Origin of the sequence: Spiroplasma endosymbiont of Dioctria linearis, assembly GCF_964030865.1 — a bacterium.
In the GTDB taxonomy this organism is placed as follows: domain Bacteria; phylum Bacillota_I; class Bacilli_A; order Mycoplasmatales; family Mycoplasmataceae; genus Spiroplasma_A.
The window spans coordinates 24,924-41,801 of sequence record NZ_OZ034984.1 but is presented as its reverse complement, the minus strand read 5'-3'; the positions used below and the strand labels follow the sequence as shown (position 1 = coordinate 41,801).

Sequence of the window (16,878 nt, the reverse complement as noted above, 5' to 3'; positions counted from 1 at the left end):
TTATTATACACAATTTAAAATAGAAAATATTTTCTTATAAAAAGCCCTTCCTATAAAAATGAAAGTTTATTGTAATTGTATTCTTTCAATTGATTTTGCCTTATTTTTTGAATCTAATTTTATAATAACAGCACAAAGAAGTCCTGGATTTTCAGATGGTGTAAACTTACTTGGTAGTCCAGTTTTTTCTTTAAAGATAACTTCTTCTGGATTTGCTCCAATAATTGAGTTAATAGGTCCTGTCATCCCAACATCTGTAATAAAAGCTGTACCTTTTGGTAATAACCTCTCATCTGCTGTTTGAACATGGGTATGGGTTCCTATAACAGCTGTTAAAATTCCATCATAGTTTCAAGCAAAAGCTAATTTTTCAGCACTTGCCTCAGCATGAAAATCAACAATATGTATATCAGCTGTATTATTTTTAATTATTTTGTCCATTATCTCATATGGATTATTTACATGTTCCATAAAACTCTTGCCCATCATATTAGTAACTCTAATTTTTAAATTTCTAAAATTATATTGATTTGTTCCAACACCTAGATTAAAAGAGTTCATATTTGCAGGTCTTAAAAGGTCATCAACATTATTAATAAAATCAAAAGTCTCTTTAACCTTAAAAATGTGATTTCCACTAGTTATTACATTCACTTTTAATTTTTTAAGAAAATCATAGTGATTTTTATTTATACCTTTACCATGACTAATATTTTCACCATTAACAATAATAAAATCAATTTTATTTTTTTGAACGATTGAACTAAGATGTTTTTCTAAAACATCTCTTCCAGATTTTGAATATACATCTCCTACCACTAAAAAATTCATTATAAATTTTTCTCCAATTCTATAATTAATTCTTCCATTGAAATTTTGTTTACTTTTGCATTATCCAAATTTTCTCTAATTTTATTATTTTTTAATTTTAATTTTAATTTATTTTCTAAATCGGTTAATAATAGAGAAGTTTTATTAATGCTATCATAAATAGCATTTCTTGATACTTTAAACTCTTCAGCAATCTCTTGCAAAGTTAAATCCTCAAAAAAATACAATTCAAAATATTGACACTGTTTTTCAGTTAATAAGCTTTTATAATAATCATATAGTTCTGCTAAATCAGCAGTTTTTTGTATATCTGGATTAATCATTTATATTATCTTCCATAAAATCTGATGTTAACTCTCAAATGTAATTGTCTATATCAAATTCTTCTATATCATTTACAGTTTCACCCGTACCAACTAATTTAACTGGAATATTTAAAATATCTTTAATAGCTAAAGCAATTCCTCCTTTACTTGTACCATCCATTTTTGTAAGAACTATCCCTGAAACATTAGTTGTTTCTGAGAAGGCCTTTGCTTGACTTATTCCATTTTGCCCAGTTTGAGCATCAATAACTAATAATCTCTCATGAGGACCGTCAGAAATGTTCTTTTGAATAATTTTAGTCATTTTTTCTAATTCTTTCATTAAGTGCTCTTTATTTTGAAGTCTTCCCGCTGTATCAATTAATAATAAATCATATTTTTCATCAATTGCTTTTTTAATTCCATCAAAAACAACACTTGCAGGGTCCTTAGAATTATTTTCAGATTTTATTAAATCTACATTTTTAAGCCTCTTATCACATCATTCTTGAAGTTGTTCCACAGCTCCTGCTCTAAATGTATCTGCTGCTGCTATTAAAACTCTTTTATCCATACTTGAATAATAATTTGCTATTTTTGCAATACTTGTTGTTTTTCCAACTCCATTAACACCTACCATTATAAAAATATTTAATCTACCTTCTTTATAGTTTAATTTATCATTATACTTACGACCACTATTATAAGTTTCATATATCTCTTCGACAAGGATTTCTTTTATTTGATCAAAGGAATGTTTTGCTTTTGCTTTTTTTCTCACTCTATTTGATATTTCTAAAACCATTTTCATTCCCATATCAGTTCTAATTAAAATATTTTCTAAGTCCTCAAAAAATTCATTATTTGGTTCCTTATAATTTTTACTTAATTTTTTTATATCAGTTGAAAATGTTAAAGTCTTTTTGTGCTCTTTTTTATGTTTTTTTTGTTGTTTCTTGATTTCTCGTCTCTCTTTTAAATTACTTCAAAATCCCATAAAAATTCCTCATTTCTCAATATTAATTGTATAATAATTTTAATATATTATATATATTAATGTGTGAGGGGATATTATGAAAAAAATGTTATCAGTTTGACTTTCTTTAGGTTTAACTGTTTCTACTGGTGTAAGTATGACACTAGAAGATAAAAATGTAAATAAATATTCAAAATTTTTAACTGGCTTAGATGATTTTCTTTATATGAAAGTTGAAAAGCAAGAAAATGTGGATAGACTAACAAATAAGGAAATAAAAAATTTATTAAAGGAAGCATTTTCTAATAGTAAATTTGGAATGGATTTATACAAAAAAATTGATTTTGAAGTTCTAAATCAAGAAAGTGGAGAAATAGATATCTTATTTAAAGATAAGAAAAATTCAAATATTCTTAATGAAAAAATTCTAAGTAAGTTTAATGTTATTTTATTTAACTACGATAAAATTGATGATGTAGTTAATATTTTGAATAGATACTTATTTATTAATCCATTAGTTTTAAATAAAGGCAACTATCTTCAAATTGAATTAGAAGATATTTTAAAAAGTAAGTTTAAAAATATATTTGACAAATATGTTTCATCAAATATATTTTTAAATAATGTGGACGAGTTTTGAGAGTTCTTAGACTTTCAAGACTTGAATAAACAACAAAATGATATTATAAAATCTAATTTTTTAAATAATACAAATTTGGATTTTAGAATAGTAAGAGATTCATCAAATATTGGAGTTAAAAAAAGTGATAAATTTATTACCTACTATGAAGATGAAGAAATGATGAATAAGGAAATATTCGATTGAATTAAAAAGTACTCATTTTTTAATAAAAATAGAACTAACTATAATAACTTATTTAAAATTGAAGCAAAAAATGAAAAGCAAATTACTTTTTCACTTTCAAGCAAATACTTTAGTTGTGCTAAGTTAATTACATTAGAAATAATAAAAGGAACTTTTTAACAGTTCCTTTTATTATTTCTTAGTGTTTAAATTATTAATCATTGATTCTTGAAGTTCTTCAAATTTACCTGTTCTAATAAATTGTAATGTCTCTTCAATATTTATAAGACATTCTCCAGCTCTTTCTAGATTTTTTAATTGTCTTACTATTGTGATTATTTTTTTAGATTCAGTTGCATTTTTAGAATCTGATATTCTAGCTGCTAAAATATTTGATAAATTTGAAAACTCCATACTTAGTTGCTCTTCAGCTTTTAAAACTTTTTGATGTTGGTCATTGTCATAATTATCAATCAAAAGTGAGATTATATTTAGCATCTTATTAACTAAATCAAACATTTTTGATATATATTCAATTTCAATTGGTTGGGGATTGTACTTGATAGTAAAAGCACAAATATGTTTAGCCACATCAGCAATTCTTTCAATTTCACGACTAATTAAAACTCCACCAACTGCTAATCTTAAATCTCCAGCTACCATTTGTTGTTTTGCAATTTTTCATAAAGCCATTTTTGTGAAACTATTTTGTAAATCATTTATTTTGATATCACCGCTAACTACTTCTTGTGCTAATTCAAGATTTTGTGATTTTAAAGATTCAAAAGTATTTGCATATTGAGATTTTGTAGCCTCTACTAATCTTATTAATTCACGTTTAATAGTTTTGATATCACTATCTAGTATTTTGTTATATGACATCTAATTCCCCTCCTATCCAAATCTTCCTGAAATATAATCTTCTGTTTTTTGATCTTTTGGATTTGTAAATATTTTTTTTGTTCTATCATACTCGATTAATTCACCATGTAAGAAGAACGCTGTATAATCACTTACTCTTGTAGCTTGTGCCATTGAGTGGGTTACTATTACTATTGTATATTCATTTTTCAATTTTAGTATAAGTTCTTCAACTTTTAACGTTGCTATTGGATCTAATGCACTAGTTGGTTCATCCATTAATAAAATTTTTGGTCTCATTGCTATTGCTCTTGCAATACATAACCTTTGTTGTTGACCACCACTTAATCCCAGTGCTGAGTCTTTTAAGTAATCTTTTACATCATCTCAAAGTGCTGCTTTTTTTAATGAATCTTCAACAATTTGATTTAAAATGTTCTTATCTGAAATTCCCTGATTTCTTGGACCAAAAGCTACATTATCATAAATTGACATAGGGAAGGGATTTGCTTTTTGAAATACCATACCAACTTCAGTTCTCAATTTAACAACATCCGTACCTTTTTCATAAACATCTTTTGAATGAACAATAATTTTTCCATCAATTGCAATATTATCTACAAGATCATTCATTCTATTTATTGATCTTAATAGTGTTGATTTTCCACACCCAGATGGTCCAATAAAAGCCGTAACTGTATTTTCCTTTACTGCCATATTTATATCAAATAATGCTTGTTTTGAACCAGAATTATAATAGAAATTAAATCCTTCAACTTCTATTACATTTTGTCTTTGCTTCAAAGGTAGTTTTTTAGGTTTTTGAAATATTTTCTCTTCTGATAATATTTTTAAATCCTCAGTTTCAACAATTTCCTTTTCTACATTTTTATTTGAAGCCATCTTTTAATTCTCACTCTCTTTTATTTTTTTATTTTTTTTAGGTTTAGACTTTAATTTTGATTCACTCTTAATTGTTCTTATAACATTGTTTCGAGTCTTAGCGTTTTTAGCATATATTTTTATTCTTTTAAAATTAAACACATTTATTCATTTCTTATACAAGGATATTGTATCTTTTTTTGTTTTTAATGAAACCTTTTTAATACTTGTTCATGTAAACATTCCAATAAATAGTTTAAATCGCATTTTCATTGATACTTTTTTATGAATTGGATTTAATTTGAAACCAATATACTTACTTAAAATATTTAAACCTAGAACTAAAAATATTGTAACTAGGGCAATTTGATATGCTACTCCTAAAGTATGCGGATCATTTCCCTCTGAAGCCATCATATAAATTTGAGTAGTTAATGTAGCTCCTGATGAGAAGAATCCTTCTGATGGCATTCTTACAGCTGTTCCCAAAGTTAAGTAAACAGGCGCCGATTCTCCAATAATTCTAGCAACAGCTAGAATAGTTGCAGTAACAAGTCCCTTAGTTGAATTTGGAATAATAACTTTAAACAGCACTCCTGTTTTTGTCATACCCATCCCGTAAGCAGCTTCTTTATAAAGTAAAGGCACTCCTGTAATTGAATCTTCAAAGTTCGTTATCATTGATGGCAAAATTACAATTGTCATTGTTAAACTTGCTGCAAATATGGACATTGGAATTCCCATACCTACTACAAACAAACTTAATCCAAAAACACCAAATACAATACTTGGTGTGGATGCAAGCACGTTTATTGAAAATCTTATAATTTTTGCAAACTTACTATCTTTGTGAGCATACTCTGCCAAATATATAGCCACTATTAAAGCTAATGGTATAGCAAATATTATTGTAGCTAAAACTAACAATATTGTTGTAAATAATAGAGCAAAGATTCCACTTCTTTGTCCTTCAATTTCAACAAAAGCTGTTGCATCAAATCCACCAATTCCCTTAATTGTAACTGTCAGTAAAATTCAACTCGTAAATCCAACAATTATTGCAGTGGAAGAAATCATAAAGAAATTAAGAATAAAACTATTTACCTTTTTGGCAAATCTTTTTTCAGTATAAGTGTGAACAAGAATATTTAAATTATGACTGTCATATCGATAATCATTTTTAATTGCTTTCACTTTTTTATGCTTCATATTTTTAATAGACTTTGTTTTCTTATTGTTAATATTTCCCACAGCAATAATTAATAAGTTTATAAAAATAACTATTACAAATAAAACCATCCCAATAGCATAAAGTGCAGACTCATGAGTTGTCCCATGATTTTCTAACATTTCTAAACCAATTGTTCCTGCTAAAGTTCTAATTGAAGAAAATATAAATCCAAAAAAGCCATCATCTGTATTTAACCCTTTTGTTGAATTTCCTGCTATTAATATAACAGCCATTGTTTCACCAATAATTCTAGCAACTCCTGTAATAATTGCTGTAATAATTTTTGGCATTGCCGCTACTAAAACTACACCAAAAGTAGTTTTTTCTTTTGTCATTCCTAATCCAAGAGAAGCAAATCTATGCCCCTCTGGAACTGATTCAATAGCATTAACAGATAAACTAATCATTGTTGGTAAAGCCATAAAAGCTAATGTAAAACTTGCTGTCATCATATTTCCACTAGTTGGTGCACCCATGGCAACAAAAATTGGTCCAATTTGATCTAGTGCAAATAATCCAAAAACAACAGATGGAATCCCAGCCAATAATTGAATCATAGTTACTACAAATTTTTTTGTTCTATTTTTTAAGTACTCAGTAATAAACAGTGAACTAAATATTGTTAAAGGTATCGCAAATAATAAAGTTAAAAATAACATCATTAGAGTAGATAATATTATTTTACCTAATCCATAAGAGCCATCTTCACCATCTCTTGCTGGAGCTCACATTCCAGAAAATAAGAATTTAAAAAAGGAAAACTCTTGAAATACTGGAACAGATTTATATAATATATATCCAACTAAAACAGCTAATATAATAAGCACAATTGTTGTTACAAAAAATACAGATATTTTAGTTGATAAATCCATTTTAGAAGTTTTAGCCTTTGGTAAACTTTTTACAGAGCTTTTAACCATTAGAAGTACCTCCTAAAGATTTATACTTCATATTTTTAACAAGGCCTTCACTTTTGAATACTTCATTTGAACCATCACTATTCATAAAATTAAAAAGCTCCATTAATTGATTTAATTTTTTATTATATATACTAAATATAGCAATGAATGGTCTTTTAAATTCATAAGCAGTTTTAATAAATTTATCTGTAATTGATTCATTAATATTAGATTCTACAGATTCTGTTTTTGGTTTTCAGTCTTGCCATTTTTTTTCTTCTTTTGATCATTTTAAAGGAACATTGTCTTTTCCTATTGGTAATTTGTAATTATTAAATCCAGCTAATTTTACAACACCATCTTCAGACAATTGACCTAAAAATCCATTAGAAACGTAACCTAAACTTGGACTTTTAGTCATGTTTTCAATCATTGAACCATTTGAATTAACAACATTTGATGAAGACATATCCTTTATTTTAGTTAAATCTGAAAAAGCTGATCTTGTTCCAGACCCATCTTCTCTAGTAAAAGTAATTAGTTTAGTTTTTGATTGAACATTTATCAAGTTCAACATTTCCTCATAAAAATCTTGACTATTATTTCAGTCTTCTTTTGAACCTAATAACTGTACTGCCAACTCTTCTCAAGTATAATTTCCACTATAGGCTTTTTTTAATAATTCATCTTCATCTTCTTTTTTAAAATTCATAAGATCATTTAAACTAATTTCATTATCATCTACTAATTTAATTTTTTTATTTCAATATGCAGGAGGATTATATATTACTCCAATTGCATCTATTGCAAACTCTAATGCAATATATGAATTATTCTTTTCAACATTTTGAATTTCTTCAATTGCTTCTGGAACAAAATCACATTCATTTAAGTTTTCACATATTTCTAAAAAGTTATTGCCATTAGTTAAAGTCTTATTATTTATATCTTTAGAGATAAAACCAGATGTATACATATCTTTTTCTACTCCACCAACACCTGCTTGACTACCAGTTGAATTATAAATAAAATCTACTTTTTCTGGTTTATTATAATATTCTTTTGTAAGTTTTTGCATAAACGGGTTAACACTAGTGCTTCCTCCTAAAATAATTGCTTTTTTAGGTGCAGCAGCACTTCATATTCATAGACATAGTATTACTGATAAGAATGTCAGTAATATTATGCTTATTTTTCTTGTCATATTTCGTCTCCTAGCATTTCTATGCTAATTTGTATTTGATAATTTTTTTGCTTCAATTAACTTAATTTGAACAAGTTTTGTAATACCCTTTTGTTCCATTGTTGCTCCAAATAAAGTGTCACAATTTTCCATTGTACCCATTCTATGAGTAACAATCATGAATTGTGTGCTTTTAGTAAATGTCTTAATATATTTTGCAAATCGTTCTACGTTTGCAATATCTAGAGGAGCTTCTACCTCATCTAGAATAACCAATGGAATTGGTTTAACTTTTAAAATTGAGAATAAAACAGATAATGCTACCATTGATTTTTCTCCACCACTTAATAGATTTAAATTTGCAATTTTTTTACCTGGTGGAGCTATTTTTAAATCAATACCTGTATTTAAAATATCATCTGGATTTGTATAAATAATTGATGCAGTTCCCCCCCCAAATAATGTTGCAAATGTATCTGGTAATACTCCATTAACATCTTTAATTATTTTTTTGAACTGAATTATCATTTGTTGATCCATATCGCCAATTGCATCTTTTAGATTTTTAATAGATTCAAGCACATCTTGAGTTTGCTCAACATATGTTTGATATCTTTCATTTTCTTCTTGATATTCATCAATTGAATCTAAGTTAACATTTCCCAATGAGTGAATTTCTTTTCTTAGATAATTGATTCTATCTCTAACTTCACTTTCTGTTTCAATAAGATTAGTGTTTAGTTCCAATGCTGCTTCAAAAGTTAAGCTATAATTCTGAGCTAATCTTGTTGTTGCATTAACTTGCTTTTCTTGCATTAAAGTTCCATCAGAGTTTAAATTTGAGTACTTATCTTTTAATGAAGATAATAAACCTCTATCTTGGTTAATAATTGAGTTTAAACTATTTTGTCTTTCATTTGATTTATCTTTTAAAGTTCTAATAACATTAATTTGTTGTTGAATTTCATCCTTTAATGTTTCTTGTGCTGATATCTCAGAAATAATTTTAATAATTTGTTCATCAATTGATTGGAATTCTTGTTGACCTCCATCAAGTTCTTTACCAGTAATTATTCTAAATTCTTCTTTTACTTCAGTTGCCTCTTTTTCAATTAATTGAGAAGAATTTCTAGAAGCTCCTATTGCAGTTTGAATTTCAGCAATTTCTTCACGTAAAACTTCTATCATACCACTTAGAGCTTCTACTTCTTTAGAGGTTTCAAGTTCTTTTTGATCAAGTTCTTTTTTCTGATTTTCATATTCTTGAATTTGAACTGAATCATTTAAAACTACATTTTTATTTCTTCTACTTCCACCAATAATGGCTCCATGTGGTAATATTCTTTGCCCATCTAAAGTAACTATATGAAACTTTTGGTTTGTAATTTTTGAAAGCTCTATTGCATTTTCATAATCATCAACAACCAAATAATTTGATAAAAGATAATCTAATACTACTTGATATTTTTTATCTATATTTACAAGTTCATTTCCAAACCCAATAAATCCCTTAGATTTTTGAATAATAAATCTTGTTTCATTATTAATAAAACTAGGTTTTAAATTATCAAGTGGCAAAAATGTTGCATAACCTGCTTTATTATTTTTTAAGAAATCGATTGAAATTTTTACATCTGCAGTTGATTTAACAACTATATTTTGTAATCCATTTTGAATTACTGTTAAAAGTGCAACTTCATAATTTTTATTTACACTAATTAATTCTTGAACAGTTCCCATAATTCCTGATAGTGTTGATCTATTTTCAAGAATATTTTTTACTCCTTCAAATAAGTTATCAAAAGAATGCTTTCTTGCTAATAGAGTTTCTAAACTAGATTCAGTTTTAGCAAGTTGCTTTCTAATTGCATCTAATTCTTGATTTAATCTAAAACGTTTTTGACTAGCATCATCTAAACTTTCTCTTTTTTCAACTTTATCTTTTAATAATTTTGAAAGTTTTTGCTCTTCAGCTTCTAATCTAATTTCTAATTCCTTTGCCTTATTTTTTAAATCAGATATTTTAAATTCTTTATCATCAATATCAACTTTATTTTTTTTAGACTCAAGAGTAATTCTTGAAACTTTTAATTCACTAATTTTCTCTACTATTTTAGTAAATCCTTTATTAAGATTTGATAATTCTTTTTCCTTATTATAATTTGAATCTGCAATAGTGTTAAACTCTTCACTTCTTTTACTAATTTGTTTATCTAAAGAATTAATTTCTAATTTTAGTTCACTTTTTTGCTCATTAATTTCAACTATTTTTTGCTTATAAAGTTTTATGTCATTTACAAGAACTGCAACTTCAATATTTTTTAGTTCATCAAAAAACTCTTTATAAGATTCAGCTTTTTTTGATTGTCTTTTTAAAGTTGGTAATTTTCTTTCAATTTCATTTATTATGTCATTTAGTCTATCTAGATTTTCTTGTGATCTTACAAGTTTTCTAATAGCTTCATCTTTTCTTTTCTTATAACGAGCAACCCCTGCTGCTTCATCAAAAAGTCTTCTTCTATCTTCTGATTTTGATTCAACAAAGTTACTAATTGATCCTTGAGATATAATTGCTAAACTTGATTTAGTTAAACCTGTTTCTAAAGCAACATCTTGAATATCTTTTAAACGAACTCTGCTTCCATTTATATAATATTCAGATTCTTTTGTTAATTTGAAAAACTTTCTTGTAATTGAAACTTCATTATATTCTAATGAACTGAAGGCCTTATTGCTATTGTCGAATACAAGGGTAATTTCTGCCATGTTTAATGGTTTCTTTTCACTACTTCCTGAGAAAACAATATCATCAATTGAATCTCCACGAAGTGATTTATATGATTGTTCTCCAAGAGCTCACATAATAGCATCATTTATATTAGATTTACCGCTACCATTGGGACCCACTATCCCTGTCATTGAAAAGTCAAAATTTAAAGTAGTAGGTTCAGCAAAAGATTTGAACCCAAACGCTTCAATTTTTTTTAAGAATATCATTTTTTTTACCTCTTGTAATCGTACATAGCCGTCCTATATAACAAACTCATTATATATATTTTAATGCATTTGTACAATTTTTTTTAAATTTTAGGATTTAGAAAAACCCTTTATTTAAGGGCTTTTCTAAGCCTTTATTTATTTTTTTTTATTTTTGATAAAGCATTTTTAGCAGCTTCTTGTTCAGCTTGCTTTTTATTGCTTCCTTTTCCTGTTCCAAATACCATTCCTTCAAGAACAGCATTAACTATAAACAACGTTGTATTATTTTCAAGTTTTTCTTGACTAACAACAACATAAGATAATTCACTTCTTATTTCTAATTGAATAAGCTCTTGCAATTCAGATTTAAAATCATGTGATTTATCTAAAAATTGATTTATCACATAATCACTAAAAATAGTTTTTTTTAGTCATTTATCAAGTATTTTTTCCCCTTGATCTAAATATATAGCCGCTGTCATTGACTCATAAACATCAGAAAGAATTGAGTCCTTTTCATAGCCTTTTGAATCTAATTCACCAATTCCTAATCTAATTAATTGTCCAAGTTTTATTTTTCTTGAAATTTCGGCTAAAGTATCTTTTTTTACAATTGAGCTTCTATATTTTGTTAATAATCCCTCATTTGATTTTGGAAATAATTTATAAAGATAATCACTTACTTTCATTTGCAAGATTGCATCTCCAAGAAATTCAAGTCTTTGATAATTTTTAGCAAGTCTATTCTCGTTTGAAAATGAGTTATGTGTCAAGGCCTCACTATAGTAAGACTCATCTTTAATTACAATTTCAAATTCACTTAAAAGAAATTTTTTAATTGTCATTATTTATATAACGCCTTTTCCACTTTTTTAACAACATCATTTTTAATTGCATTATAAGTCATTTTCAAAGTTGCATAGAAAGCGATTTTATCACTTGAGCCATGAGATTTAAAAGCAATGTTTTTTGCTCCTAAAATTATTGCTCCAGCATGATTTTTATAATCAAACTTTGCTGAAACTTCTTTAAATGCCTTACGCAATCTTAATGCAGCTAATTTTCTAAATATATTTTTTGTAAGTGCAGATTTAATTTCTGTTAAAAGAGATTTTCCCATTCCTTCTGCTGCTTTTAAAGCTATATTTCCTGTGTAACCATCAGTGACGATAATATCCACTTTACCACTTGCTAAATATCTTGATTCAATATTTCCAACAAAATTTAGAGACTTATTTTCTTGTAATAATTTATAAGCTTTTTGATGCAATTCTAAGCCTTTTGATTTTTCCTCACCTATATTTAATAATGCTACTTCAGGATTTTCAACACCATTAACAGCTTTTGAATATGCTGTTGCCATAATAGCAAAATTTACTAAATCCTCAGGATCACATTCTAAATTTGCACCTACATCTAATAAAAGAGTAATTTTTCCTTTAACTAATGTTGGTATAACTGGCATAAATCCAGGTCTTTCAATACCATCAAGCTTTTTCAAAATAAAATGACAACCTGCTACAAAAGGAGCTGTTGCACCCCCAGTTGTAATTGCATGTGCTTTTCCATCTTTTACTAATTCAAGTGCTTTAACCATACTTGAATCTTTTTTTCTTCTAATATCCATTATTCCATCTGTCATTTCAATTACTTCTGAAGTATTTAAAATTTCAATTTGATCATGGTTATATTTTTTTGAAGACAACTCTTTTTTTAAATTCTCTTCATTTCCAACAAAAATAATTTTTAAATCTTTTTGCTCACCTAATAGTTTAATAGCAGCATCAACTGCTGGAATTAAACCATTATCCGAACCCATAACATCAAAAGCTATTACTTTATAATCCATATTTTAACTCCTGTACATTAGTGATTATATATACAATTAGACTTTAAAGCAAAAAAAATAAAACATTTTATGTTTTATTTATTATATTTAGCATTATTTTGTTGTTGCTTTATAGTACCTTTAATGCAACAAGGACATTCTTTTGATAAACAAACTTGACATCCTATACATTTTAAACAACTTTGACATCCATGAAATGAACCGCTACAAACTCTACAAGTTAAACAATTGTGTGCTCCGCCAGGACAACAAACATCACTTGAATTTTCAACTTTTTGTTTTGGTAATGGCATTTTATTTACTCCCTTATTTTTGATATAAAAATTATACCTAATTATTAACTAACTAGCAATGTAAGTGGGCGTTTTTTAATTTGTAGCATAGCTGCAGTTCAACCAATGTAAAGAATTGCTCCTAAAATTATTGCAGAAACAAATGGTATTCAAGGTAATGAAGGTAAAGCTATTAATACTTTAAATCTACCTCAAACGAATGCTTGAATTCCAGATCACACTACAAGCGAAGCTAAGAATGCAAATAAGTAACTAATTGCTGAACCTGAAATATATTTCCCCATAACCATTCAATTAATTTCACCATTTTTATATCCTAGGGATCTCATTATTGTAATAACATTTATTGAATCAGTAATAATAATATTCATAATTACTATCAATAAAATAATAAGAAGAACTATATCAATTAAAATATACATCAACATTGCTTTTGTCATTTTACCAAGTACCTGATTTATTACAGACTTTAATATAGGTAAAGTAATAACAGATGAGTCCATAAAGAAATTTACAGATGTTGGTTTATCCAATGAATTTCCATCAATTGATGGTGCTAAAATACTACCTAGTCACGGTTTATTTTGTGAAGATGCAATTGTATAAGTGTCTCTTGAGTATCTAAAATTTCTTTGAGAACCAGCAACATCTTTTAAATCAATTTTACCTTCACTTGCAACTTTTGTACTTATTATTGAGTTGAATAATAATTCATTTGTATCTATTGATTCAACTTGATTTACATTTTTTATAAATGTTGAATAATCAACGTAAATATCTTGAAGGAGTGTATCATTTTCATTTATTGAAGCAATTCTTATATTAACAGTTTTATTCTTACCTAAAGTGATTTCAAATACATCTCCAACATTTTTATTTAAAATTTTTGAAAGTCTAAAAGATATTACAGCATTAATATAATCTTCATTATTCTCTTGTAATTCATTCATTGCTTTTTCACTTACTGAATCAAGATTTACAACAGCTCTTGTGTTTCCACCAATTTTATTTGTTGTGTCAATTAATCTTAGAACAGATTTTTCAATATCTACATCATTATTATTTTTAATATAATATGGCAATATTGTTTGAAGGGCTTCATCATTTCCATTAAATATTACTTTGTTAACACTTAATAGAGAATTAATTCCCTCTTTCATTTTTGCAAAAGTTGTTACTAAATTAACTAAAGTATTACTTAACTTAATTTCAGCTCTTGTTTGATTTTTAGGAAGAATATTATTTAAGTCATCTATAAAATATTTTTTAACAGATTCAACATCTTCACAACTACCATTATAGTTCATACCTAAAGGAGATACACAAGCTAATTTTCCAATATCATCCAAAAATATACCTCCCATTTGTTCTGGAGTTACTTTTAGAATTGAATACTCTGGAATTTCTTCAGGAGCTTCTATTCTATTTAAAAGATTTTGAGTTGTAGATATTTTTTGGTTTAGTGGTGTAATTAATGCAGTCAATGTAGCCACATAAGAAATTACTTCTTTATTACTTTCTCAATATTCTGTATTCATAATTTCATCTCTTGCCTTAGAAATATTAGACATTAATAAAGAAAAATTATTTGTAGTTTTGTATTTATCTTCTTGTGAGTTTCTAATAAACTCTTCGACTTTTTGAGTTTCAATATTTTCATATTTAAGACCATAATTTTCTTTTGTAATATCTTGATGTATTCCATTTGGAGATACTTTAATTGGTACGACATTTTTAAAAGAATAATAATGATTAACATCTTTAGTATAAATATTGTAAACTCCCTCAATCATATTTTTAATTACAGGCATTGCTCTTAATTGCAAAGTAAATAAGAATGAACTAAATAAGAATAATCCCATAATAAGAGTAAACTTACCTTTTCCTGCAGAGACAAAAGCATGTTGCATTCTAAATGTAAATCCTTTATTCCTTTTTCTCAATATTTTTAAAGTAATTCAGTTAAATAAAGAATAAATTAAAGCAGGGAAAAATATAATTTTTAATATTAAAACAATTACATCTGATTTACTTTTTTTAGGTCCTGATGTTAATAAAGATAAAGCTCCTTCATTAAGGAATTTAAATATTATTAAATAACTTAGTCCAGCAAATAAAATTGGCACAATGATCATTAAGACCATTAAAAATATTGGAGAAGCATATATTTTTTGAAAGTCAAAAATAACAAACGTACTAAATTGTTTGGTTGCACTATCAATTTGGAATGGGAAAGAAAGTAAATACCCTATTCCTATTCCTATAATCATAGTTAAGAAAGTTTTTAGTGAAAATACTCATGTTAATTCACTAGTTCTATATCCAAGAGATTTAAAAACTCCTAATTGCTTTCTTGTATTATTAATTTCTTTTTTAAGAACAAATAATATAAACATAAATCCTAATAAAAATAGAATTGCTCCAATCATGACATAAATTCATGTAATTATATATAAATTTGTCAATGTAGCTATAACACTATGTTCACTTGGCTCTTTAAATATAGTTGTACCAGGAGATAAAATTGATAGATTTGTCAATGGTGATTCTTTTTTATTACTGGTTACTATATTGCTTGAGAAAAGTTCATTAAGATTATAGTTATTACTATTCTTAGTTATAAAAGTTTCTTCACGATAAAATAAGTAAAATCCAAGATCAGAATTAGATGTCATATTATCTGTTGTAAATAGTTGACTAAATGTATAACCATTTTCATCATTTTCTTCTGTAAAAAAACTATTTTTTAAGAATACTTGACCATAGTTTTGAATAGAATCTGAAAATGATGAGAAATTAATTGGCGTTAACGAACTGTATTTTAGACCAATACCAACAATTTTAAATGGTAATGGTTTTAAAGGAGGACCATTTGGATTTTGATAAGGTTGATCAACACCTAATATTATTTCATCTCCAATTTTTTTATTTTGATTTTTAGCGTAAGCATCACTAATAATGATTTCATTATTTTTTTCTGGTAATTTTCCACTTTGCAAAACAATATTATTTATATCATATGAATCATTTCCACCTAGTGCACTAACATTTGACATATTATAAATAAAATGATCCTCTGCACCTTTTTGCATTTTAATATTTGCATTAATGAAATTTTCATATAGAAATGAATCATTTGATTGACTTTTTAATTGCTCTAAAATTGAAAGAATTACATAATTATTAATATTTCTATTTTGATAATTACCAAAACTAGCAATTTCTTTTTGAGCTTCTTGAGTAAAAATATCTCCCACTTTTAGCGGTCTCTCTTTACCTTTTGTAGTAAATGCATTAATTGTATTATCGTTTCCATAGTATGTATAATACCAAATGATTGTTCTTAGACCTGAAAGAATTTGTTGGTCTTCAAGCTCTTTTTCTTCTTCATCAGAGATTTTAGTTTTAGAACCAGTAATTTCTTTTACAACATCCTTTGCATATGCTTGAATTATCTCTTTTGTTTCTTTTTTTAATCAACCGTCTGAAGGTTGATTTAATTCAAAATTCATATTCTTATATTCAATTATGAATTCCTCATTTTCTCAAATATATGGATAAATAAAGTCATCATCCATTTTAGTTATCCCTTGTCATTGTTCTTGTCAAAGGTTTGTATTTTTTTTAACTGATGATGCTTTTAATGATAATTGTAAAGGTGTAGCTAACATCCCAAAAATAAGCATTGTAAAAATCATTAGAAACATAATTGTTCCTAGTGTCTCTACTCAAGCCTTTAAAAAAGCTTTCATATAAGATTTAAATATATTTTTCATTTTTTTCT

General features: G+C 26.5%; 13 protein-coding genes. 1 reads left to right on the top strand and 12 read right to left on the bottom strand.

Annotation, left to right across the window (positions count from 1 at the left end):
* Positions 1-66: 66 nt before the first annotated feature.
* From AAHM84_RS00190 to ftsY, 3 genes are read right to left on the bottom strand one after another with little or no spacing between them, the layout of a single operon-like run.
* Entirely contained in the window at positions 67-831 is a 765-nt protein-coding gene (locus AAHM84_RS00190) for a TIGR00282 family metallophosphoesterase (protein ID WP_342258906.1), read from the bottom strand.
* Positions 831-1,154, bottom strand: coding sequence for a YlxM family DNA-binding protein (gene ylxM, locus AAHM84_RS00185; protein WP_342258905.1), 324 nt, complete (start codon positions 1,152-1,154; stop codon positions 831-833). The genes AAHM84_RS00190 and ylxM overlap by 1 nt, the downstream gene beginning before the upstream one ends.
* Positions 1,147-2,133 carry a signal recognition particle-docking protein FtsY gene (gene ftsY, locus AAHM84_RS00180; RefSeq protein ID WP_342258904.1) on the bottom strand — a complete coding sequence of 329 codons (987 nt, stop codon included), beginning with the start codon at positions 2,131-2,133 and terminating at the stop codon, positions 1,147-1,149. Before ftsY ends, ylxM begins: the two co-directional genes overlap by 8 nt.
* A 76-nt stretch (positions 2,134-2,209) precedes the next feature.
* On the opposite strand from ftsY, the gene AAHM84_RS00175 reads away from it, so the two are divergent.
* Positions 2,210-3,097 carry a hypothetical protein gene (locus tag AAHM84_RS00175; RefSeq protein ID WP_342258903.1) on the top strand — a complete coding sequence of 296 codons (888 nt, stop codon included), beginning with the start codon at positions 2,210-2,212 and terminating at the stop codon, positions 3,095-3,097.
* Between the two features lie 12 nt (positions 3,098-3,109).
* Here the strand turns inward: AAHM84_RS00175 and phoU are convergent, their stop codons facing one another.
* From phoU to AAHM84_RS00130, 9 genes are all read right to left on the bottom strand, one after another.
* Positions 3,110-3,799, bottom strand: a complete 690-nt coding sequence (gene phoU / locus AAHM84_RS00170; RefSeq protein ID WP_342258902.1) for a phosphate signaling complex protein PhoU — start codon at positions 3,797-3,799, stop codon at positions 3,110-3,112.
* Between the two features lie 12 nt (positions 3,800-3,811).
* The gene (pstB, locus tag AAHM84_RS00165; protein WP_342258901.1) at positions 3,812-4,681 is read right to left on the bottom strand and encodes a phosphate ABC transporter ATP-binding protein PstB; all 870 of its coding nucleotides are present in this window, start codon (positions 4,679-4,681) and stop codon (positions 3,812-3,814) included.
* A gap of 3 nt (positions 4,682-4,684) precedes the next feature.
* Positions 4,685-6,811, bottom strand: coding sequence for a phosphate ABC transporter permease PstA (gene pstA, locus AAHM84_RS00160; RefSeq protein ID WP_342258900.1), 2,127 nt, complete (start codon positions 6,809-6,811; stop codon positions 4,685-4,687).
* Entirely contained in the window at positions 6,804-7,994 is a 1,191-nt protein-coding gene (ptsS, locus tag AAHM84_RS00155; protein ID WP_342258899.1) for a phosphate ABC transporter substrate-binding protein, read from the bottom strand. Before ptsS ends, pstA begins: the two co-directional genes overlap by 8 nt.
* Positions 7,995-8,018: 24 nt before the next feature.
* Positions 8,019-10,970 carry an AAA family ATPase gene (locus AAHM84_RS00150; RefSeq protein ID WP_342258898.1) on the bottom strand — a complete coding sequence of 984 codons (2,952 nt, stop codon included), beginning with the start codon at positions 10,968-10,970 and terminating at the stop codon, positions 8,019-8,021.
* Positions 10,971-11,104: 134 nt separating this feature from the next.
* Positions 11,105-11,797 (bottom strand): ribonuclease III, encoded by a 693-nt coding sequence (gene rnc, locus AAHM84_RS00145; protein ID WP_342258897.1) that lies wholly within the window; start codon positions 11,795-11,797, stop codon positions 11,105-11,107.
* Complete coding sequence (gene plsX, locus AAHM84_RS00140) at positions 11,797-12,801, bottom strand: phosphate acyltransferase PlsX (protein WP_342258896.1); 1,005 nt, start codon at positions 12,799-12,801, stop codon at positions 11,797-11,799. Before plsX ends, rnc begins: the two co-directional genes overlap by 1 nt.
* 74 nt (positions 12,802-12,875) lie before the next feature.
* Positions 12,876-13,094 carry a hypothetical protein gene (locus tag AAHM84_RS00135; RefSeq protein WP_342258895.1) on the bottom strand — a complete coding sequence of 73 codons (219 nt, stop codon included), beginning with the start codon at positions 13,092-13,094 and terminating at the stop codon, positions 12,876-12,878.
* Between the two features lie 44 nt (positions 13,095-13,138).
* Positions 13,139-16,870: an ABC transporter permease gene (locus AAHM84_RS00130; RefSeq protein WP_342258894.1), complete on the bottom strand. Its 3,732-nt coding sequence runs from the start codon at positions 16,868-16,870 to the stop codon at positions 13,139-13,141.
* Between the last annotated feature and the right edge of the window lie 8 nt (positions 16,871-16,878).